Consider the following 20,444-nt stretch of genomic DNA (forward strand, 5'->3'; position numbering starts at 1 on the left):
GTCCGATCCGGCGCCTGACAAACTGACACGCCGCCGTGGTCCCCTGCGCGCCGCCCGCGAAGATCGCGGGATCGGTCAGCGGATGAGCTTCGACAGCTGCTTGAAGTCGTCCGTCCCGGCGATCTTGAGCCAGTCGAAGACGACGGTCTCCGCGGTGGTGATGGTGGCGCCTGCGGCGCGGCAGAGATCGAGGCCGGCGAGCCGGTGGTCGTCGCGGCGGGAGGCGACGCCGTCGAGCGGCACCTGGACGAGGACGCCGCGCGCGGCGAGATCGCGCACGGTCTGGAAGACGCAGACGTGCGCCTCCACGCCGACGACGATGGCGGCGCGGGGCGCGCGCCCGGTCGACGTCCGCAAGATGCGCTCGAACTCGGGGGCGCCGCAGGCGGAGAACTCCATCTTGGGGATGACGGGCGCGCCCGCCTGGGCAAGCCGCTCGGCGATGGGCGCGACGGTCGGGCCGAGGCCCGCGGGGTACTGCTCGGTGGCGATGACCGCCGCGCCGAGCCGCCGCGCCGCCTCGATCAGCACCGTGGCCGCACGGGTGAGCGCGTCCATCTGGGGCGCCGGCATCGCGGCGGCGAGCTTCTCCTGGACGTCGATGACGATGACCGCGCTGTCGGCGGGCTCGATCCTTTGCATGGTGGCTACCTCGTGGCCCGGAAGCTCCTCAGGAACCGGAGCAGGTCGCTCCGCAGGTCGAAGCGGAGGAGCGCCTCGCCGATCAGGGCGCCGCCGTCTCCGACGAGGACGCCGGGCAGGACGGTCATCGACGTCATGAGATCGCCGGGGCGCACGGTCTTCCGGCCGGCGAACGCGCAGCGGCGGCCGTCGTTGGCGGTGAACTCGAAGGAGTAGGGCAGGGTCCCGGTGCGCGCGACGTCGAGGCCGAGCCGCCCGGAGAGGTAGCGGTGGTCGGCGAAGCCTTCGGCGTCGATCTCGCCCTCGATCTCGACCTCGGGCTTGCGCAGGAAGGCGAGGAGGCCGCGCGAGCGCGCGCGGATCGTGAACGACATGGGCCGCTCGTCGGACGGCGAGTCGACCAGGTGGAAGCTCCCGGCCATGGTCTCGCAGAACTCGAAGCCGCGCATCACGCCTCCGGGGGCGCGCCGCGCGGCGGCGCCGGCAGCGGCGGGGCGGCCGTCGCCTCCGTGAAGTCCTCGGGCGGGAGCACGAGCCGCTCGACGCGGCGGCCGGAGGCGAGGGCGTCGACGATCTCCGGGACGTCGGCGGGGGTCACGCGGCCGTAGAAGTAGCCGTCCGGCTCCACGGCGATGACGGGGCCCGCCCAGCAGACGTCGAGGCAGCTCGCGGAGCAGGCGCGCGCCTCGACCTTCGCGAGGCCCCGCTCGGCGAGCGCGGCCTTGAGCTGCACGTGGATGCCCTCGGCGCCGCGCTGAGCGCAGGAGCCCTTGGGCACGCCGTCGGGGCGGCGGTTGACGCAGACGAAGAGGTAGCGCTTTCGCTGGGGCACGAGGCGGATCCTCGTGCGTCGCGGGGGCCAGGTCAAGCTGGGGCGGGGGAGGGGCGGGGGGGGCGTCGAGCTTCGCCAGGGGACGGGCCAGCGGCCGGACGGGCGCACAGATGCTGTGCGCGAGGCATTCCCGGGCCCGGTGGCGTACCGTACTCGGAGGTTGTCGACGATCTTGGCGGTTCAGACTTCTTCGGAACCCCATTTGTAAAGGTGTTCGAGACGGCGTTTTGACAAGAGGCTACTTGTGTCACACCCCAGGGGTTTTCATGGCTACAGGCGATTATAGACTCGTTCCAATGGTAGCAAGCTACCTTGGTTTGAGCCCGATTTCACCGCAGTGGAGAGGAGTCGACGCGGTCCTCCCGCTCTTGGAGCGCATGCGCAGCGACGGGGCGATCGTCCTCATCAAGCTTGATGGTGGCAGAGGTCCGTCCGATAACGGCCCGTATACCGTCCTTGCTTCCGGTGGGCCTCTCAAGGGCGATTTTGTTCGCGTGGATGTGTCATCGCTTGAGCATGGTCTCGCAAAGGTGGTCGTGGAGTATGCGAGAAGGTGTTGGGGGGTTCGTTGAACCCTCGTAACCTGCTCGGGGGGTGAACGCCGGCAGGCTCCTCGCCTCAGGCCCCGGCTTCTGCGGCGCTGCGCGCGCGGTGCCGGCGCAGCGCCAGGTTCACGATCCCGATCGGCGCCACGAAGAGCACGGTCGCGAACCCGAGGACGCCGACCACGAGCCCCGCGAGGCTCGCGAGCGCGAGCCAGAGCACGTCGAGCGCCGCCGGCCTGGAACCGGTAGTAGAAGAGCGCTCATCGACGCGCATCTCCCTGCGCAGCTCGCCGACCTCGCGATCGAGCAGCTCCTCGAACGGGCGGCCATAGAGGCTCTCGCTGCGGCGGCCGCGGAAGAACGCGCGGACCGTCCGGCGCGGGGCCGAGAGCAGCCCCGCGAAGAGGCCGCCCAGGTTGAGCTGCCAGGCCGCCACGAAGCCCTTGCAGCCGGCGCCGAGCTCCCAGGCCGAGATCTCGAACTCGCCGATCGCGTTCGTGTCGTAGCCCGTCAGCACGTGGTGCAGGTCGTGGTAACGCACGGCGCGCACGCGCGCCCGGGTGTTCGGGAAAGGGACGGGGAGCGGACCGAGCTTGAAGTCGACCCACGCGTCGCCGTACCCGCCGTCCGCGCCGAAGCGGTTCACCTCGAAGTAGAGCGCCCGCGCCTCCCGCATCGTGAGGCCTTCGTCGTAATGCACCAGAGCCATGGCAGCACCTCATTCGATGACTTCAGTCACTGACCATGGTCATTCTTCGCGCTCGTTCTGTCAAGGAGATCGCCGCTTGACGGGGAGGCATCCGCGACAACAGAGTGCCCTGTCGATGAGCAAGGTCATTCCAGGCGCGACGAAACGCCGGAAGCGAGCCGCGGCGCCGCGAGCGCCGATCGCGCCGGTGCCGGTCGCGTCCGCGCCGCCGGCGCCCGGGCGCGGCGGGCGCGCCCAGCAGAAGCTCGACACCCGCCGGCGGATCCGGGACGCCGCGTGGGCCCTCTTCACGGAGCTCGGGTACGACGACACGACGACCAAGGCTGTGGCGGAGCGCGCGGAGGTCGCGACGGGGACGGTGTTCGTGCACGCGCGAGACAAGCCCGACCTGCTCATGATGGTGATGCACGACCGGCTCGCGGCCGCTGTCGACGCGGCGTTCGAGGCGCTGCCGCGCAAAGAGCCCCTGCTCGCTCAGCTGCTCCACGTCTTCCAGCGGCTGTTCGCGATGTACGGCGAGCAGCCGCTCGTGTCGCAGGCGTTCGTGAAGGCGTTCCCCGGCGCGTCGGGTCCGAACGGAGAGCGGCTGAACGCGCTCACGTTCGCGTTCCTGCACCGCGTCGCGGGCCTCGTGCGCGACGCGCAGGCGCGCGGCGAGGTCGCGGGCGACATCGACCCGCTCGCCGCGGCGCACAACATCTTCGCCCTCTACTTCGCGGCGCTCCTGTCCTGGCTCAGCGGCTTCGTGACGCTCGGCGCGGCGCTGGATCCCGTGCTGAAGAGCTCCCTCACCCTCCAGTTCCGAGGGCTCCGGGCGTGAGGCGCCGCCGGCGTCAGCGTGCGTCAGCGCGCGTCAGCGTACGCCTTGCCGGGGATCGCCGGCGCGGAGCGCGGCGAGCACCTCGGCGTGGGTACGCGGATCGCCGGCGGCCACCACGTCACCGGCGCTCGCGGCGTCGAGCGGGCGCCCTTCCCAGTCCGTCATGACCCCGCCGGCGCCGGTGATCACCGGGACGAGCGCCGCGAAATCGTGGAGCTTGAGGCCGTACTCGACGACCACGTCGATGCTGCCGCTCGCCACGAGGCCATACTGGTAACAATCGCCGCCGTAGCTCACGAGCTTGGCCCGGGACGCGACCTCCCCGAAGGCGCGGGCCTTCGCCGGCGGGAAGTACTGCGGGCCCGTGGTGGAGAGGCGCGCGAGCGGCAGCCCCGCGCACGCGCGGACGCGCGCCGGCGCGCCGTTCCAGAGCGTCGGGCGGCCCAGGACGCCGAGCCAGCGATCGCCGAGGACAGGCTGATCGATGACGCCGAGCACCGGCTGGCCCCGGTGCAGCAGCGCGATGAGCGTGCCGAAGAGCGGCTTGCCCGTGATGAACGCCTTCGTCCCGTCGATGGGATCGAGCACCCACACGAGCTCCGCCGCCTCGTTCTGGCGGCCGAACTCCTCTCCCACGATCCCGTGGCCCGGAACGCGCGCGGCAAGGAGCTCGCGTATCGCCGCCTCGGCCTCGCGGTCGGCGATCGTGACAGGGCTCGCGTCCGCCTTGTCGTCGGCCTCGATGCCCTTGCGAAAATAGCGCCGGATCACGGCGCCGCTGGCGTCCGCGAGCCGCTCTGCCAGCTCGACCAGGTCCTGGGAAGGGGTCATCGTCTCCTCCGTGGGCCCTCGAGGCGAGCCCCACGGCGCGATCCCCTACGCGGGCCGCCCGCTCACGGCAACCACCTCGCCTCGCTGCGCCCCGGAGCGAGCTCCGCATCAGGCCGGGTCGCCCACGCGGGCGCCCGGCGACAGGCTCGCTCGGAGATACGCGCCCAGCGTGTCCGTGCCCCGCGCGCCCTCCGGGTGGAAGTCGGCCAGCACCGGCCCGTTGTGGGGCATGTCCCTCAGCACGTCGAGCGTGACGTCGACCCCCGCCTCGCGGGCGCGCCGCGCGAGCTCCTGGCCCTCGTCGTGCAGTCGCTCGGCGTCGCCGACCTGGATGAACAGCGAGGCCAGCCCGTCGAGGCGCGCGTGGAGCGGCGAGAGCCGGGGATCGTCGAGCGGGGTCGCGCCCGCGAAATCGCGCGCCTGGCGCAAGAGACCGTCGCGGGTACCGTAATCGGTCGCGTCGTTCGCGCGCGCCGAGGCGCTGCTCGAGGTCAGGTCGAGCCAGGGAGAGATGAGCGCGGCGCAGCGCGCCTGCGCGCCGCGGTCGCGGAGCGCGAGCTGCGTGACGAGCGCGAGGTTGCCGCCGGCGGAGTCGCCGGCGAGCGCGATCTCTCCCGGCGCATGGCCGCGCTCGACCAGCGCGTCGAAGGCGGCGAGGGCGTCCTCGATCTGCGCGGGATAGCGGTGCTCCGGCGCGAGCCGGTAGTCGATGCCCACGACGCGGGCGCCGCTCGCCAGCGCGAGCCGCGCCATGAGGTCCGCGTGCGTCCTCGTGGAGCCGAACAGGTACGAGCCGCCGTGGAGGTAGAGGACGACGCCGCGCGACGCCGCGCCCGGAGGCTCGAACCAGACCGCGGGGACGCCCTTCAACGTGTCGTCCGTGCGCTTCACGCGCCGGACGGCCTTCCGGGAGTACGGGCGCGCGTCGAGCTCGGCCCTGACCTCCGGGTAGGGCCGGTCGAGGAGCTGGATGAAATCGCGGCGGAGAAAGCGGACCACCCACTCGAAGCCGAAGCCCCAGCCCGGGCGCGCGGGCCCACGGCGGGCGCGTTCGGTCGTGGTCTCCACGAACGCGAGGCCGAACATCTTCATCAGGCGAAGCACCATGGCGGGCATCGTAGCGGACGCCTCCCGCGACCGCGGCGGCCTGTGCCCGCAACGGTCCGAGCGCCGCGCCGTCGCCCCTTTCGGCGAGGTGCGCCGTGGCGCGCGCCAGCGCTTGCGGCGCGCGTCAGCGCTTCTTCCGCGGATCGCCCCGGAGGATGGGATATGCCATCAGCAAGCTCAGCCAGACCACCAGGAACTTCGGGTCGGTCAGCGTCTCGAACGGGATCTCGAAGCGCTCGTTCGCTGTCGCGGCCTCCACCTTGCGCTGCTGCGCCTGCGCCACCGCGGGGCTCACGACCTCGAGCCGCCTCCCGCCGCTCACGGCGCCCGTGCCGCCGGCCACGGGCATCCTCGGCAGCAGGGTCCCCTCGGCGATCGCCTTCTCCTCGGGCGTCCGCTCCGTCCTGAGATCCGGGTCGATGAGCACCGCCGCCGGCTCGAGCCCCTCGGCGCCCTCGGCGCCGCCCGGCGCCGCGGTCGCGATCCGCGCGTCCTCTTTCTCCGGTCGATCCACCGGGACGAAGCGCGGCGCGACCTCGCCCGGCTTGCGATCGCGGAGCTCGACGGTCACCTGGGTCGGGACGTACACGCGCTGCACCTCCTCGAGCGGGACCACGGTGTCCTTGGCGGAGGCCGGCGGCCCGCCCGCGAGCTCGGGCACCTTCGCGCGCGCCGCGTCGATCGCCGCCTGCTCCGCGGCCATCGCGGCCTTGCAGCTCGGAAGGGACGGATCGAAGTCGAGGCCGACGGCGCTGGCGCCCCCCTTCCTCCGCTCCTGGGGCGGCGTGCACTCCTCGTGGATGCGCTCCGCGACGTCGTCGTCCTCCCGGTGAAGGAGCGCGAGCGGGAGCTCCTTGCGATCGTCGATGCCGTTCGCGACCTCCGGCCGGGCCACGAAGCGGTACCGCACGCGGAGCGCGAGGGTCCGGTGCCCCGCGGCGTCGACGACGGTCACGGCCTCCTTGGCGAAGCTGTCCGTTGTCGCGCCCTGGACCTCGCGCCGGCTCACCATCACCCGGGACTTCCGGAGCCCCGTGAACACCGATCGCGTCTGCGTCCGCACGCGCTCGAGGATCTTGAAATCGCTCGTCCCGGTCGGGACGTAGACATAGCCGTCGAACTGGAGCACAGCGGGCGGACGCTTCACGTCCTGATCGGCCGTCTTGCCCCGATCGCCGCACCCCGCGAGCGCCTGCACCCCGGCCAGCACGCCGATTGCCGGGAGAACACGGAGTACTGCACGGAGAGGTGCTACCACAACAGATCTCCACGACGGCGAGGGTACAACGCCGGTGAATCTAGCTCCGGCGACCTGATGAAGAAACCCTTACCCACCGGAAAAGCCGGGCAGGGATGCGGGGATCGCGCACAGCGACCTGAACGTGACGACCCGGCGCGCAGATCCCGACCCCGACGCAGGCGCCGGCCCGCGGCCTGGTGAGCCCCTCACCTCGGCCGGGGCGCCGCGGCGGCGGGGCCGCGAGCTGGCCGCGGAGCGCGGCGACACACCGCGGCGCGCTCCGGGGACGCCCCCGTGGCGCTCCGCGCGCGCCGGGGGATTGCCCTTTCGAAAATCGGATCCATTTGGTCGCCGACATGAACACGGAAAGCCCGAACCCCGAAACCAGCGGTTCCACCCCCTCTGCCGAGCCTTCGGGTGCGGCTCCGGGCCCGGAGACGCCCGCGTCGACCCCGTCCGAGGAGGCCAAGGCCGCCGGCGCGGTCGAGCTCCCCTTCCAGGCCGAGGTGCAGCAGGTCCTCGCGCTGGTCATCAACTCGCTCTACGCAAACCAGGAGGTCTTCCTCCGCGAGCTCATCTCGAACGCGTCGGACGCGCTCGACAAGGCCCGTTTCCTGGCCCTCACGCGCGAGGGCGTCGCTGAACAAGCCGGCGAGCCCGCGATCCTCATCACGCTCGACGACGAGGCCCGGACCCTCACCATCGAGGACAACGGCATCGGGATGACCCGGGACGAGGTGGTGCAGAACCTCGGCACCATCGCCCGCTCGGGGTCGCTGGAGTTCCTGAAGGCCAACGCCGAGGCCGCCAAGCAGAAGAAGGACGGCGGCAAGCTCCAGCTCATCGGCCAGTTCGGCGTCGGCTTCTACGCCGCGTTCATGGTCGCCTCGCGCGTCGACGTGCAGACCCGCTCGATGCTGCCGGGCGCGGAGCCCGTCCTGTGGCGCTCGTCCGGCGCGGGCTCCTTCACCGTGGCCTCCGGCGATCGCGAGCACCCGGGCACGAAGATCGTCCTCCACCTCAAGGACGACGCGCGCGAGTACACGAAGGTGTGGCGGATCAAGGAGATCATCCGCAAGTACTCGGATTTCGTTCATTTCCCCATCAAGGTGAACGACGAGGTCGCGAACCGCTCGGCCGCACTCTGGACGCTGCCCAAGTCGCAGATCACCGAGGAGCAGCACGCGGAGTTCTTCCGGCACGTGACGGGCGGCTACGAGGGGGAGAAGCCGCTGCTCACCGTGCACCTGTCGATCGACGCGCCCGTGCAGTTCCACGCCCTGCTCTACGTGCCCGAGAAGGCGCCGGCGGACATGTTCCACAAGGACCGCAGGGGCGTGCGCCTCTACGCGAAGCGGGTCCTCATCGTCGAGGACTGCGACAAGCTGACGCCGATGTACCTGCGCTTCCTGCGCGGCGTCGTCGACTCCGAGGACCTCTCGCTGAACGTCTCTCGCGAGATGCTCCAGGAGAACCGCACGCTCTCCCAGATCGAGCAGCAGATCGTCAAGCAGGTGCTCAAGTCGCTCAAGGACCTCTCCGAGTCGGAGCCCGAGCGCTACGCGGCCTTCTGGAAGGAGTTCGGCCGGGTCATCAAGGAGGGGGTCACCAACGACTGGAAGAACAAGGACGCGATCGCCGAGCTCTGCCGGTTCGAGTCGATGAACACGGAGGCCGGCAAGGCCATCTCGCTCCGCGACTACGTGGCGAAGATGCCGGAGGCGCAGAAGGAGATCTATTACGTGACGGGGCTCGGCCGCCACGCGGTCGAGCAGAGCCCGCACCTCGAGGCGTTCCGGAAGCGCGGCTACGACGTGCTGTTCCTCGTGGATCCGGTCGACGAGTGGTTCGTGCAGTCGCTGAGCGAGTTCGACAAGCGCCGCCTCAAGAGCGTGATGCACGGCGATGTCGACCTCGGCGCCGAGCCGGAGAAGAAGGACGAGCCGGAGGAATCGGTCGACGCGGCCGTGGCGGCGGTCAAGGCGGCGCTGGGCGACCGGGTGAAGGACGTGCGCGTCTCGCGGCGCCTGACCGACAGCGCGAGCTGCCTCGTCGCCGCCGAGGGGGACCCAGGGGCGAACTTCGAGCGGATCATGAAGCTCATCGATCAGAATACCGGGGAATCCAAGCGGATCCTGGAGCTCAACCCGGGCCACCCGGTGGTGAAGAACCTCAACATCCTGGCGGGGCGCGAGGCCGGCTCGGAGCGGGTGAAGCAGTGGTCCGAGCTCCTCCTGGACCAGGCCCTCCTCGTCGAGGGCGTTGTGCAGGAGCCGGCGAAGCTCGTCCGGCGCATCCAGGACCTGCTCGCGCAGGTCAGCTCCGCCGCTGTCAGTCAAAGCTGAGCGGCGGTTTTTTGGCCGGGGTCGAGCGTCGGTGATAGGCGCGGGACGAGGTCGCCAGGATGTCCCGAATCGCAACACCGGCGCTCGGCCGCCGGGCCTTTCTTCGTGCGCTCGGCGTGGCGGGCGGCGCCCTGGCCGCGCCGGGGCTCTGGGCGCCGGCGCCGGCGCTCGCCAGGACGGCCTCCAGGGTGAGAGCCGTCGAGGCGTCGGACATCGGCGTGACGCTGAAGATCGAGCTGTCGAACGCGCCGTTTCCCTGCGACGGGGCGCCCTACCAGGACGCCACGGCGATGGTCTTCGTGCCGGCCCACTACCGCGCGCCGGAGAGCGATGAGCTCGACCTCGTGATCCACTTCCACGGCCACGTCACGACCGCGGAGCGGGCCATCGCGGCGCACAAGCTCCGCGAGCAGCTCCACGAGAGCAAGCAGAACGCGGTGCTCGTGGTGCCGCAGTGCGCGGTGAACGCGGCGGAGTCGCCCCCGGGCAAGCTGGGGCAGAAGGGCGGCCTCCGGCGGCTGTGCGGCGAGCTCGCGTCGGTGCTCGCGAGCCCCTCGGCGCGGCGGGCGCTCGGCGATCGCGCCATCCCGCGGAAGGCGAAGCTCGGGACGCTCTGCCTGTCGGCGCACTCGGGCGGATACCGCGTCGCGGCCGCGTGCCTGCGCCACGGCGGCTGCGAGGTGAACGAGGTGTACCTGTTCGACGCGCTGTACGGCGAGGTCGACGCGTTCCGCGACTGGGTGCTCGAGCGGAAGGGCCGCTCGGGGCGGGAGAGGCACAAGCTCATCAGCCATTTCGTCGCGGGCGACGTGCGGCGGCTCAACCTCGAGCTCGAGCGCGCGCTCGAGGCGCAGGGCGTCGCCTGCCTGCACGAGCGCCGCCCGGGCGAGCTCACGCGCAAGCAGCTCCTGGACGGCCGCGCCATCTTCATCCAGGTCCCGCTCGCGCACAGCGCGGTGACCTTCGAGCAGAACGCGTTCCGCGACTGCCTGTTCGCGTCGGGCCTCCGCCGGCAGCTCCGATCCAGCTGGTTCAAGGAGAAGGACGAGCCGCGCCGGATCGACGTGCGGCGCGGGTCCTGACGTCGTCCTGCCGCCGCGGCGAGCACGAGCGCCGGCCGGCCGCGGCGGCGCGCGTCAGTGCCGGAGCGAGACGTCGGCCAGCGCGAGGCGCGCGTCGTTGATGTACGCGCTGTCCGGGAAGCGGCGGATGAACGATCGCAGCGTCGTCTTCGCGTCGTTCCAGGCCTGGATGTCGAGGAGGCACTCGGCGAGGAGGAAGGTCGCGTCATCCATGACCTCCCGATCGGGCGACGCCTCGGAGAGCGTCATGAGCAGCGGAATCGCGTCGCGCTGCCGGTTCAGCCTGCGGTAGGCGCGCGCCAGGTTGAGGCGGGCCGACGGGGTGTGCGACGCCGTCTCCTTCTGCCGGATGGCGTCCTCGAAGGCGACAGCGGCCTCGTGCCAGCGGCCCGTCCGCATGTGATCGAGGCCCGTCTGGTACGATTTGATCGAGAGCTCCGAGCGCGACTTGTCGACCGAGTCCGAGAAGAACGCGAGCTCGGCCCGGGTGAGCGGCGCCTTGCGCAGCGCCTCGAAGCCCTCGATCACCTCCTGTCGCCGCTCGGCACGGATGAGCTCGTAGAACGCCGCGGCGTCGCTCTCGGCCTTGGCGCGCGCGTCGCTCCGCTGCTGCATCTCCTTGAGATCGGCCTCGTGCTTCGCGATGCGGTCTCGCGCGCCCTTGGTCTCGGCCTGGACGGCGTCCACGCGTGCGTCCCAGGCGAGCTTGACCACGCCGATCACCACGATCACGAAGAGCAGGTTCGCGCTCGCGCTGTTCCAGAAGGCGCGCCGCTCGTACGCCATCTGGCGCTTGGAGATGCTCTTCAGATCCGCGGCGAGGGCGTTCGTGAGGTTGTTCGTCTTGATGATGAGCCCACGGGATTCCACGATCTCACGCTTGATCTCCCTGAGCTCGTCGTCGAAGTCGTGCATTTTCAGGTCCTGAAACGGTGCCCTGTGCAGGGGGCTGTGCTCGTGCTAAGGGGGCCGCGAACGCGGACCCCCGAGCCGCGCCAGGGTGCCGCGGACGCGGATCCCCGGCCTCGCCGACAGGCCGCCCTTACGCTACCAGGAAGCTCTCCCCATGGACACAAGCGACATCCGAAAAGGCCTCAAGTTTATGGTCGACGGCCAGCCCTACTCGGTCATCGACTTCCAGTTCGTCAAGCCGGGAAAGGGGCAGGCGTTCACCCGCGTCAAGATCCGGAACATGGCGACGGGCGCGGTGCTCGAGCGCACGTACAAATCGGGCGAGAAGCTGGAGCCGGCGGACGTGGAGGAGCGCAGCCTCCAGTACATCTATCCGGAGGGCACCGACTTCGTGTTCATGGACGCGGCGACCGGCGAGCAGCTCACGGTCCCCGGCGACAAGATCGGCGATGACTCCAAGTGGCTGAGCGACGGGATGTCGATCGACGTGACCCTGTTCAACGGGCTGCCGATCGGCGTCAGCATGCCCCCGCACGTGGTGCTCCAGATCGTGAGCAGCGAGCCGGGCGTCAAGGGCGACACGGCGAGCGGCGCCACCAAGCCCGCCACGGTGTCGACAGGCGCGACCGTCAACGTCCCGCTCTTCGTGAAGGAGGGCGAGTGGATCAAGATCGACACGGCCGACGGCAAGTACCTGGAGCGCGTCAACAAGTGATCCCCGGCTGACCTCCGGGGTCCGAGGGCCGACGGAGGTCACTTCGCCTCGAAGATCACGGCGGCCGCGCCGGCGACGCACGCGACGCGGGCGCCTCCGTTGGCCGGCGCGCACGCCGTCGCCTGCGCGAGGTCGCCGCCCGTCCAGAGGCGCGCGGCGCCGCCTGCGGTCGCCACGAGGAGCCCGCCGGCCGCGGGGATCGCCAGCGTGGCGCCGTCGGGCGACCGCGCCGCGCCCTGAGGCGCGGGCGTGGTGAGCGGGAACGACAGCGCGGACGAGGCCGGCGCGGCCGCGCGCAGGTCGATCGAGAGCAGCGCGGCGCCGAGGGCGATGTCGAAGCCGCGCTCGGACGCGGCGAGCGGAACGAAGGGCAGGCGCTCCGTCCCGGCGCAGCGCTCGAGCGCGGCCGCGCCGGGCCGGGCGCGAGGCCCCTGGCCGCGGAGCAGCGGGAGCGGGACCTCCATCTCGCCGACGGCATCGGGCGAGCTGCGGAAGAGCGCGAGCAAGGTGGGCGCGTCGCAGCGCCGCTCGACGGCGACGAGCTCCGCGGGCCCGGCGTGGACGGCGGCGGGCCACGGAGGGATGTCCGTCGCGGACTCGGTGGACGTGGCCGGGTCGACGCGGACGACGCCCTGCGCGGTCCTGACGAGCAGGGCGCCGCTCGCCTCGAACGCGAGCGGGCCGAAGGCGCCGGTCCTGGTCGGCTGCGGGGCAGCGGCGGTGCGGTACACGGCGGCGGCGGTCGCCGGCGGCGCGAGCTTCGCGAGGAGCTTGCCGTCCTCCTTGGTGCGCGCCTCGGCGCCGCCGCGGTCGAGCGCCGCGATGGCCGCGATCGGCGCGCCCCGCGTGGACGCCGCGACCGCCTCCGCGTGGCCGATGGCGGCCGCGAGCCCCGGCTCGCCGCAGCGCACCGGGCCGGCGCCCGTCCAGACGAGGGCCTCGCCGGCGCGCGCGGCGTCGCGGCCGGCGGTCGCTCCGGCGCCGCTCTCGGCGTCGGCGCAGAGGGCGGCGTGGAACCGGCGCAGCCGCTGGGCGGAGGCGGCCACGGCCGGCGCCGTCGACTTGCCGCGCGCGTCCCGGAGCAGGGAGGCGGCGAGGGCGCGCAGCGCCTCGCCGGGCTGGGCCGCGTCGCGCGAGAGGCCGGCGGGGCGATCCAGGAAGACGAGCGGGGCGCGGACCTCGGACGCGGCGCCCGCCGGGGCAGGGAACGGGCGCAGGGCGCCGGACAGGCCGACCGAGACGATGAGGTCGTCGCGGCCGTCCGCGTCGCGGTCGGCGACCTCGAGGGAGGCGGAGAGCGCTTCCTCCGCGGGCGGCGCGCGGAGGCGGAGCTCCAGGGCGAGCTCCGGCGGCGCGCCCGCGCCCGCGGCGGGCCCGGGGAGGCGGATCACGGCGATCCAGCGCGTCGGGCCCGTACCCGCGGCGCCGCGGTGAGCGCCGCCGCACTGCGGGGCGAAATCGAAGGCGAGCGCGGAGGGGCCGATCTGGCTGAGGCCGACGCGCGGGGTGCACCCCTGCGCGTCGAGATCGCCGGGCAGCGCGGCGAGCGTGCGCAGCGCCTGCGGCCGCGCGGCGGGCGCGAGCAGGAGCTCGCCGCGCAGGCCGTCCGGCGACCGCGCCCAGGCGACGAGATCGCGCGCGCCGTCCCCGTCGACGTCGAGGAGGAGCCCGGTCTCGAACGTGCGCCCGGTCGGCGCCGCGGCCACGGGGCCGCCCTCGAGGGGCCACTGCTTGCCGCCCTCCGGCGCCGGGACGCTCGGCACGACCGCGAACCGAGGCGCGGCGGCGTCCGGGGCGCCGGCGTCGGCCTCGGGGCCGGCGGTCGCCGCGCCAGGGCCGACGCCGCTCAGCGGGGGCGGGGAGCCGGAGGGCGCCGCCGAGCCGAGCGTGTAAGGCGTGTAGGGCCTGGAGCTCGGGCAGCCATCGCAGCCGGCGGCGGCGAGGAGCGGGAGCAGGGCGCGGAGGAGCTTCGAGCAGGATCGATCGGGCATCGCGGGCGGACCCGGCGGCGCACCGGTCACCGGTGTGCGGCGGGCGGCGCAGGCGTAGCACGGGCGGCGGGCGGGCGTCGTGGAGCCGGCGCGCCATCCAGCCGCCCGCGCGCCGGATGGCGCCGCTGCGCCTTTCGGAGTAGCTTGATCGAGGGCAGATGAGCGGGCCGAAGCCTCCCAGGGCCGTCGAAGGCGAAGACTATTACCTCGAGGGAGGCCGGGTGGTTTTTACAGAGGCGTATCACCTGAAACGGGGATACTGCTGTAACTCCAAGTGCCGCCACTGCCCTTACCGGGAGAGGGCGCCGGCAGAGTCGGTCACCGTCGCGCTGCCTCGGCTGAAGCTCCCCTGACGCCGGTGACGCCGGCGCAGCGGTCGAGCCTCCGCGGCGGATCGCGGCGAGCGGCGCCATGCAACGTGCCGCCGTGACGGGTTCGCAGCAGCCGCCGCGCGGGCGCTCCGCGGCGGCCGCGAAACGCAATCCGTCTGCGGTTGATGACGGGCGGAGAGCCCCGGCGCACCACGGAATGTCGGTTGATCCGGATTGCGTGGAGCGTCTAGGATTTCGCGCCCACATTCGCGCGGGAGCTCCTATGCGTCGCAGTCTTCACCCTCTGCTCTGCTGCCTGTTGCTCTCCGCGCCGATCGGCTGCGACGCCACCTCGACGAACAGGCCGCCGTCCGACAAGACGCCGGTGGAGCTGCCGGGCGTGGACACGGACGGCGATGGGATCAGCGATGCGGTTGAAGGGCGCGGCGAGGCGGTCGACACGGATCGCGACGGTCAGCCGGATTTCGAGGACATCGACTCCGACGGCGACGGGCTGTCCGACAAGCTCGAGGGCGCTCCCTTCCCAGGGGAAGCGGGGCCGCGTGACAGCGACGGCGACGGGGTGCCGGATTACCGCGACGAGGACTCCGACAACAACGGGCTACCCGACGAGGACGACGGCGACAGCGACCGCGACCGCGATGGAACCCCCGATTACGTGGATCCCGACGATGACGGCGACGGCCTCCTGGATGTTGTCGAGCTCGGGTCGGACCCGCTCGATCCGGTGAACACCGACGGCGACAGCTGGCCTGATTTCCGTGACAGGGACTCCGACGACGACGGTATCCTGGATCGGTTCGAGAGAGAGTTCGACGTCGACGGCGACGGGATCCCGGCGTTTCGAGATCTCGACTCGGACGGTGACTGCCGGCCCGACTCGATCGAGCGCGGCGACGGCGAGCCCGAGGAGCCGCCCAGCGACAGCGACGGGGACGGCGGGGGCGATTTCCTCGACCTGGACAGCGACAACGACAGCCTGCTCGACGAGCTCGAGGACCTCAATTGCGACGGCGTGCTCGACCCGGGCGAGTCCAGCACCGCGAGCGAGGACACGGACGAGGACGGCGTGAACGATCTCATCGAGCAGGCCGCCGGCACGGACCCGAACGACGACCTGGACAACCCGCGGGCCAGCGGGGATTTCGTGTTCATCGTGCCTTATCAGAGCCGCCCGGATCCCGCGCAGGACACGCTGGATTTCTCGACCACCATCTCGCAGGCCGACGTGGTGTTCGCGATGGATACCACCGCGACCATGAGCGGCCAGATCAACAATCTGAAGGGCGCGCTCCAGGAGATGATCGATCAGCTCGCCAAGGAGATCCCGAACATCGGCATCGGGGTGACTCAGTACAAGGACTTCCCGATCGACTCCTACGGGGGCCGCAACGACCAGCCGTTCTACCTGGAGCACCGGGTGATGAGCGTCCTCACGCCGGCAGGGCGCGAGTCGGTGCAGGACGCGGTGAACTACCTCAAGGCCGATGCCGGCGGCGATATCCCGGAGAGCGGCTGGGAGGCTCTTTATCAGATCGCCACCGGGGCGGGCACGAACAAGGGCGGCGCCAACGTGCCCATGTTCAATCGGCTGAGCGCTCCGCCGGGCATGACCCCGGCGGGCGAGACGGTCGGGACCATCGGCGGCGTGGGCTTCCGCTTCGGCTCGCTGCCCATCGTGGTGATGATCACCGACACGCCGAGCCACAACGGGACGTTCGTGCAGCACAACTACGTCAAGTCCAGGGTGGAGTCGCCGACCCATTCGGAGGCGCTGCGGGCGGTGACGCGCGTGGGAGGCCGGCTCATCGGCATGGTCGCCTCCAGCTCGGTCGAGGCGCAAGCCGACCTGACGGCCGGCGCGGTGGCGACGGGCTCGGTGGTCCCGCCGGCGGCGTGGGGACCGGAGGGCATGCGCCCGCCGCGGTGCGCGGTGGGACAGTGCTGCGTCGGCGAGAACGGGAGCGGCGTGACGATCGAGAGCGGCAAATGCCCGCTCGTGTTCCGGGTCGCCAGCAGCGGCGACGGGCTGAACCTGGCCGTCGTGCAGGCGATCAAGGTGCTCACGACCTATGTCACGCTCGACATCTCGGCGGCGGCGGTGGCGGACGAGACCGACGCGGTCGACGCCGCGAGCGCGTTCATCGACAGGATCATCGCGAACAACAGCGCTCCTGCGCCCTGCACCACCGGCCTCAGGGTCATCGACAAGAACGTCGATGGCGTCGCGGATACCTATACCAACGTGTTCCCCGGGCCCACGGTCTGCTTCGACGTGATCCCGAAGACCAACGTCTCGGTGCCTCCGACGACGGAGCCGCAGGTGTTCACGGCGAACATCGTCGTCACCGGCGACAGCGTGACCACGCTCAGCACCCGCAAGGTCTTCTTCCTCGTCCCGCCGGAGATCCCGGAGCCCCCCATCGACTGATGAGCATCCGGCGCTCGCGGGGCTCCCTGGAGGCCCGGCGAGGCCTGTTCCACGCGGCACGTATCACGTATCATGAGCAAAGACTCTGCCATCGAGGGGGCGCCGACGTCCGGGGAGGCCCGCGGCGCGGCGCTCTGGGAGCTCGCGCGGCTCTTCTTCCGGCTGGGCGCGACGGCCTTCGGGGGCCCCGCGGCCCATGTCGCCATGATGGAGGACGAGGTGGTCCGCCGGCGCGGCTGGATGACGCGCGAGGACTTCCTCGATCTCTACGGTGCCACGAACCTCATCCCGGGACCCAGCTCGACCGAGCTCGCGATTCACATCGGGCATCGCCGGGCCGGCTGGGCGGGCCTGCTCGTGGCCGGAGGGTGCTTCATCGTGCCGGCGGCGCTCATCACGCTGGGGTTCGCGTGGGCCTATGTCCGGTTCGGCGCGGTGCCGGAGATGTCGGCGCTCCTCTACGGGGTGAAGCCGGTGATCATCGCGGTCGTGGCCCAGGCGCTCTGGGGTCTCGGCCGCGCCGGGCTGCGCTCGCGGCGCTCGCTCGGCCTCGCGGCGCTCTGCGCGGGCGCGAGCCTCTTCGGGGTACACGAGCTCGCGGTCCTGGCCGGTGCGGGCGTGCTCGCCGTGTCGCACAGGCTCGCGGCCGGGCGCCCCGCGGGTCCTCCTCCCGGCGCGGCCGCCGTCGCCCTCCCGCTCGCCGTCCCGCTCGCCAGCGGCGCCGCCGCGACGGCCGCGGCGGTGAGCGTGCCATTCGGGCTCCTGCCGCTGTTCCTTTTCTTCGCCAAGGTGGGCTCGGTCCTCTTCGGGAGTGGGTATGTGCTCCTCGCGTTCCTCCGCGCGGATCTCGTCGAGCGATACCGGTGGATGACGGAGGCCCAGCTGCTCGACGCGGTGGCGGTCGGCCAGGTGACGCCCGGCCCCGTCTTCACGGCGGCCACCTTCATCGGTTATCTCCTGGGCCGCGTCCCGGGCGCGCTGGTCGCCACGGCGGGCATCTTCGTTCCTGCGTTCTTCTTCGTCGCGCTGAGCGGACCGCTGATCCCCCGCGTCCGCCGTTCCCCCGTGGCCTCGGCCTTCCTCGACGGCGTGAACGCGGCGTCGCTCGCCCTGATGGCGGTCGTCTCGTTCCGCCTCGCCCGCGCGGCGGTCGTCGATTGGCTCACGGGCGCTCTGGCCATCGCGGCAGCGCTCCTGCTCATCCGGTACCGCGTGAGCTCGCTCTGGCTCATCCTGGCCGGCGCCGTCATCGGCGTCGCGTCGGTTCACGTCTGAGCCGGCGCTCCTCGCTGTACCGGCCCCTCCTCGCCGTGCCCGCGCCCGGGGAGCAGCCCGGGATCCCTCGCCCCCGCTACCTGGCGGGCGATCGCAAGGAAGACGGCTCGTCCGCGGCCACCAGCGCCGTCCCGGGCCCGATGTGGAACGCGTTGCCCCGCCAGGCGACCCGCCGGTTCGAATACGCGTTCAGCCAGCAGAAGAACCAGCACAGCGTCCGGAGCGGCTCCACCGCCACGAGCGCCAGGTTGGAGCGCGCCGGGCGCAGCATCTTCAGGGCCAGGAAGGTCCCCAGGCTCTGCAGCGTCCAGGCGAACAGCCACATCTCCAGCGCGAGGCCCGTCGGGTTGAGCAGCAACGTGAGCCACGCGATGAGCAGCGGCGAGTTGAACGGCTCCGCCGCGAAGCAGCGCGGGGCGAGCGTGCGCCGCATCTTCGCCCAGCGGGTGTGTCGATCCAGCATGCGCGTGAGAGAGCAGCTCGTGTTGCGGTTCTCGATCGGATCCAGGCAGAGATCGACGACGAACCCGCACGCGCTGAAGCGCTGTCCGAGCATGTCGTCCTCCGCCAGCACGTGGGCCACGCTCTCGAACCCTCCCACGCGCGCGAGATCGACCCGCCGCATCGCCATCGATTTGCCCACGCTGATCGACCGCCCCGCGAGCTCGGCGGCGGCGACGACCCCGGGCGCGATGAACGCCCCGAGCTGCGCGTTCTCGACCACCGCGCCGAGCGTCCGCTCCCCCGTGCCCACGACGACGCTCGAGACGAGCCCCACGCCCGGCCGCATCAAGATCGACAGAAGCGAGCGGAGGTAGTCTGGACGAACAGACACGTTCGCGTCCGAGATGACGAGGACGCTGCCCTCGGCCCTGCGCTCGAGCTCGAGGAGCTGCGCCACCTTCGGGTTCAACGCCTCGCTCGGATCGGTCAGGCAGAGCCGCGCCTTCACCTCGGGGTGCGCCGCGATGAAGGCCTGGATCACGGGCACCGCGCGGTCTTCTCGCGATGCGACGCCGAAGACGATCTCGTAACAGGGGTAATCGAGCCGGGCGAAGGATTCGAGGTTGTCGGCGAGCCCGTCGTCGACGCCCGCGACGGGCTTGAGGATGCTGACGAACGGGGTCGCCCCGGAGGGTCGCCACGCGTCGACCGGCGCCACGAGCCGGTGCCGCGCCATCCTCCAGAGGAAGGAGGTTTGGATCGTCGCGTAGATGATGGATGACAGCGCCGTCGGCGCGACCGTCGCCAGTTCTCCCCAATCCATGGACGGCCATGCTGATCGAAACGCGTGGCGTCTCGATGGCCGGACCGCAAACCCAGCGCTGACTTTTCGCAACCGAGGCGTGACAGCCCCTCATCGCCCACGACACACCGTGATGGTCGGTACGAGCTCGGGTGTTGCGCAGGATCCGTCGCCGACACACGCGCCGGGGCCACGCGAGCCCGTCGGCGCGGCCGGGCAGCGTCAGCCGATGCGGCCGATCAGCTCGCGCGTGATGTTCTTCTGGTGCGACTCGAGCGTGCCGCCGCCGATCTCGAGCAGCTTGGCGTCACGGAAGAACCGCTCCACCTTGTACTCGGTGCAGTAGCCCCAGCCGCCGAGCACCTGCATGGCGTTGTCGGCCACCTCCTTGCCCACCGGCGCGGCGAAGAGCTTCGCCGCGTCGGTCCCGAGCCGGTTTCTCCGCTCGGGGCTGACGTTGCGCGCCACCGCGTAGATGAGGGCGCGCGCCGCCTCGGTCTTGGCGTAGCTCTCCGCGATGTAGCGCTGGATCTGCCCGTGCTCGGCGATGGGCTTGCCGAAGCTCTTCCGCTCTCCGGCGTACTGGATCATGATCTCCAGACAGCGGTCCGCGATTCCCAGGCTCATGGCCGCGAGCGTGAGGCGCTCCAGCTCCAGGTTCCTCATCATGTTGCGGATGCCGCCCCCCTCCTGGCCCAGGACGTTCCAGGCGGGCACGACGCAGTCGTCGAAGAGGAGCTCGCTCATCGTGCTCCCCCGCATTCCCATCTTCGGGGTCTTCTCGTCGGTCGAGAACCCGGGGAACCCCCGCTCCACGACGAAGGTCGTGACCCGGCCCTCGATGGTCGCATAGACCAGGAAGATCTGGGCCTCCGGGGCGTTCGTGATGAGCGCTTTGCGCCCCTTCAGGATGTACCGGTCCCCGTCGCGCCGGGCGAACGTCTTCATGCCGAGGACGTCTGTCCCGCTCGTCGGCTCGGTCATGCCCATCGCGCCGATCCACTCGCCGGAGAGCACCTTCGGCAGGTACCGCGCGCGCTGCTCGTCATTGCCGGCGTGGAAGAGGTTGTTCACGAACAACATGGAGTGGGCGAGGTACGCGAGCGTGAACCCGGGATCGCTCTTCGCGAGCTCGTGGTGGACGATCACCGCGGCGACCGCGTCCATGCCCGCGCCCCCGTACTCCGAGGGCACGGTCACGCCGAGCAGGCCGAGCTCGCCGAGCCGCCGCATCAGGGGAACGTTCAGGGTGGCGCTCCGGTCGTGCTCGTCGGCCTGCGGCTCGACGACCTCACGGGCGAAATCTCGCACCATCTGCCGCAGCATCCGGTGCTCTTCCGTCGGGTTTTCCAGATCGCTTGCCATTGCGGGGGACGACGCGCTCATCGC

The 20,444-nt window shown here is 71.5% G+C and carries 18 protein-coding genes; 7 read left to right on the forward strand and 11 right to left on the reverse strand.

Annotated elements, in window-relative coordinates; genetic code table 11:
- Positions 1-75: 75 nt before the first annotated feature.
- From WMF45_RS50825 to WMF45_RS50840, 4 genes are all read right to left on the reverse strand, one after another.
- Positions 76-642, reverse strand: a complete 567-nt coding sequence (locus tag WMF45_RS50825; RefSeq protein WP_437714681.1) for an isochorismatase family protein — start codon at positions 640-642, stop codon at positions 76-78.
- Positions 643-647: 5 nt separating this feature from the next.
- Positions 648-1,091 (reverse strand): hypothetical protein, encoded by a 444-nt coding sequence (locus WMF45_RS50830; RefSeq protein WP_437714683.1) that lies wholly within the window; start codon positions 1,089-1,091, stop codon positions 648-650.
- Positions 1,091-1,474: a (2Fe-2S) ferredoxin domain-containing protein gene (locus WMF45_RS50835; protein WP_437714685.1), complete on the reverse strand. Its 384-nt coding sequence runs from the start codon at positions 1,472-1,474 to the stop codon at positions 1,091-1,093. The genes WMF45_RS50830 and WMF45_RS50835 overlap by 1 nt, the downstream gene beginning before the upstream one ends.
- Positions 1,475-2,092: 618 nt before the next feature.
- Positions 2,093-2,728 (reverse strand): hypothetical protein, encoded by a 636-nt coding sequence (locus WMF45_RS50840; protein WP_437714687.1) that lies wholly within the window; start codon positions 2,726-2,728, stop codon positions 2,093-2,095.
- Positions 2,729-2,843: 115 nt separating this feature from the next.
- Between WMF45_RS50840 and WMF45_RS50845 the strand changes: the two genes are divergently transcribed.
- Positions 2,844-3,548 (forward strand): TetR/AcrR family transcriptional regulator, encoded by a 705-nt coding sequence (locus tag WMF45_RS50845; RefSeq protein ID WP_437714689.1) that lies wholly within the window; start codon positions 2,844-2,846, stop codon positions 3,546-3,548.
- A 33-nt stretch (positions 3,549-3,581) separates the two neighbouring features.
- Here the strand turns inward: WMF45_RS50845 and hisN are convergent, their stop codons facing one another.
- From hisN to WMF45_RS50860, 3 genes are all read right to left on the reverse strand, one after another.
- Complete coding sequence (gene hisN / locus WMF45_RS50850) at positions 3,582-4,379, reverse strand: histidinol-phosphatase (protein WP_437714691.1); 798 nt, start codon at positions 4,377-4,379, stop codon at positions 3,582-3,584.
- A gap of 108 nt (positions 4,380-4,487) precedes the next feature.
- Positions 4,488-5,486, reverse strand: coding sequence for an alpha/beta hydrolase (locus WMF45_RS50855; RefSeq protein WP_437714693.1), 999 nt, complete (start codon positions 5,484-5,486; stop codon positions 4,488-4,490).
- A gap of 124 nt (positions 5,487-5,610) precedes the next feature.
- The gene (locus tag WMF45_RS50860; RefSeq protein ID WP_437714695.1) at positions 5,611-6,696 is read right to left on the reverse strand and encodes a hypothetical protein; all 1,086 of its coding nucleotides are present in this window, start codon (positions 6,694-6,696) and stop codon (positions 5,611-5,613) included.
- 386 nt (positions 6,697-7,082) lie between these two features.
- On the opposite strand from WMF45_RS50860, the gene htpG reads away from it, so the two are divergent.
- Both htpG and WMF45_RS50870 read left to right on the forward strand, forming a co-directional pair.
- On the forward strand, positions 7,083-9,071 hold the full coding sequence (gene htpG, locus WMF45_RS50865) for a molecular chaperone HtpG (protein WP_437714697.1): 1,989 nt from the start codon (positions 7,083-7,085) through the stop codon (positions 9,069-9,071).
- A 59-nt stretch (positions 9,072-9,130) separates the two neighbouring features.
- Positions 9,131-10,153 (forward strand): hypothetical protein, encoded by a 1,023-nt coding sequence (locus WMF45_RS50870; protein WP_437714699.1) that lies wholly within the window; start codon positions 9,131-9,133, stop codon positions 10,151-10,153.
- A 54-nt stretch (positions 10,154-10,207) separates the two neighbouring features.
- Here the strand turns inward: WMF45_RS50870 and WMF45_RS50875 are convergent, their stop codons facing one another.
- Complete coding sequence (locus WMF45_RS50875; protein WP_012241841.1) at positions 10,208-11,068, reverse strand: tetratricopeptide repeat protein; 861 nt, start codon at positions 11,066-11,068, stop codon at positions 10,208-10,210.
- 151 nt (positions 11,069-11,219) lie between these two features.
- Between WMF45_RS50875 and efp the strand changes: the two genes are divergently transcribed.
- A complete protein-coding gene (gene efp / locus WMF45_RS50880; protein WP_437548228.1) occupies positions 11,220-11,780 on the forward strand; it encodes an elongation factor P in 561 nt (186 codons plus the stop codon).
- 38 nt (positions 11,781-11,818) lie between these two features.
- Here the strand turns inward: efp and WMF45_RS50885 are convergent, their stop codons facing one another.
- Positions 11,819-13,771 carry a hypothetical protein gene (locus WMF45_RS50885; RefSeq protein ID WP_437714701.1) on the reverse strand — a complete coding sequence of 651 codons (1,953 nt, stop codon included), beginning with the start codon at positions 13,769-13,771 and terminating at the stop codon, positions 11,819-11,821.
- A gap of 158 nt (positions 13,772-13,929) precedes the next feature.
- Between WMF45_RS50885 and WMF45_RS50890 the strand changes: the two genes are divergently transcribed.
- From WMF45_RS50890 to chrA, 3 genes are all read left to right on the forward strand, one after another.
- Complete coding sequence (locus WMF45_RS50890; protein ID WP_437714703.1) at positions 13,930-14,124, forward strand: DUF5522 domain-containing protein; 195 nt, start codon at positions 13,930-13,932, stop codon at positions 14,122-14,124.
- Between the two features lie 241 nt (positions 14,125-14,365).
- Positions 14,366-16,534, forward strand: a complete 2,169-nt coding sequence (locus WMF45_RS50895; protein WP_437714705.1) for a VWA domain-containing protein — start codon at positions 14,366-14,368, stop codon at positions 16,532-16,534.
- A 72-nt stretch (positions 16,535-16,606) separates the two neighbouring features.
- Entirely contained in the window at positions 16,607-17,809 is a 1,203-nt protein-coding gene (chrA, locus tag WMF45_RS50900; RefSeq protein WP_437714707.1) for a chromate efflux transporter, read from the forward strand.
- A gap of 76 nt (positions 17,810-17,885) precedes the next feature.
- Here the strand turns inward: chrA and WMF45_RS50905 are convergent, their stop codons facing one another.
- Positions 17,886-19,076, reverse strand: a complete 1,191-nt coding sequence (locus WMF45_RS50905; RefSeq protein ID WP_437714709.1) for a glycosyltransferase — start codon at positions 19,074-19,076, stop codon at positions 17,886-17,888.
- A 201-nt stretch (positions 19,077-19,277) separates the two neighbouring features.
- Positions 19,278-20,420, reverse strand: a complete 1,143-nt coding sequence (locus tag WMF45_RS50910; protein WP_437714711.1) for an acyl-CoA dehydrogenase family protein — start codon at positions 20,418-20,420, stop codon at positions 19,278-19,280.
- Between the last annotated feature and the right edge of the window lie 24 nt (positions 20,421-20,444).

It is taken from the genome of Sorangium sp. So ce448 (assembly GCF_051520915.1).
In the GTDB taxonomy this organism is placed as follows: Bacteria; Myxococcota_A; Polyangia; order Polyangiales; family Polyangiaceae; genus Sorangium; species Sorangium cellulosum_B.

Excerpts from the sequence above, each read along its gene's own strand:
- WMF45_RS50875 (WP_012241841.1), bottom strand. The coding sequence starts at position 11,068 with ATGCACGACTTCGACGACGAGCTCAGGGAGATCAAGCGTGAGATCGTG.
- WMF45_RS50845 (WP_437714689.1), top strand. The coding sequence starts at position 2,844 with ATGAGCAAGGTCATTCCAGGCGCGACGAAACGCCGGAAGCGAGCCGCG.
- WMF45_RS50830 (WP_437714683.1), bottom strand. The coding sequence starts at position 1,091 with ATGCGCGGCTTCGAGTTCTGCGAGACCATGGCCGGGAGCTTCCACCTG.
- WMF45_RS50905 (WP_437714709.1), bottom strand. The coding sequence starts at position 19,076 with ATGGATTGGGGAGAACTGGCGACGGTCGCGCCGACGGCGCTGTCATCC.
- WMF45_RS50910 (WP_437714711.1), bottom strand. The coding sequence starts at position 20,420 with ATGGCAAGCGATCTGGAAAACCCGACGGAAGAGCACCGGATGCTGCGG.
- WMF45_RS50840 (WP_437714687.1), bottom strand. The coding sequence starts at position 2,728 with ATGGCTCTGGTGCATTACGACGAAGGCCTCACGATGCGGGAGGCGCGG.
- WMF45_RS50855 (WP_437714693.1), bottom strand. The coding sequence starts at position 5,486 with ATGGTGCTTCGCCTGATGAAGATGTTCGGCCTCGCGTTCGTGGAGACC.
- WMF45_RS50870 (WP_437714699.1), top strand. The coding sequence starts at position 9,131 with ATGTCCCGAATCGCAACACCGGCGCTCGGCCGCCGGGCCTTTCTTCGT.
- WMF45_RS50885 (WP_437714701.1), bottom strand. The coding sequence starts at position 13,771 with ATGCCCGATCGATCCTGCTCGAAGCTCCTCCGCGCCCTGCTCCCGCTC.
- htpG (WP_437714697.1), top strand. The coding sequence starts at position 7,083 with ATGAACACGGAAAGCCCGAACCCCGAAACCAGCGGTTCCACCCCCTCT.
- chrA (WP_437714707.1), top strand. The coding sequence starts at position 16,607 with ATGAGCAAAGACTCTGCCATCGAGGGGGCGCCGACGTCCGGGGAGGCC.
- WMF45_RS50825 (WP_437714681.1), bottom strand. The coding sequence starts at position 642 with ATGCAAAGGATCGAGCCCGCCGACAGCGCGGTCATCGTCATCGACGTC.
- efp (WP_437548228.1), top strand. The coding sequence starts at position 11,220 with ATGGACACAAGCGACATCCGAAAAGGCCTCAAGTTTATGGTCGACGGC.
- WMF45_RS50895 (WP_437714705.1), top strand. The coding sequence starts at position 14,366 with ATGCGTCGCAGTCTTCACCCTCTGCTCTGCTGCCTGTTGCTCTCCGCG.
- hisN (WP_437714691.1), bottom strand. The coding sequence starts at position 4,379 with ATGACCCCTTCCCAGGACCTGGTCGAGCTGGCAGAGCGGCTCGCGGAC.
- WMF45_RS50890 (WP_437714703.1), top strand. The coding sequence starts at position 13,930 with ATGAGCGGGCCGAAGCCTCCCAGGGCCGTCGAAGGCGAAGACTATTAC.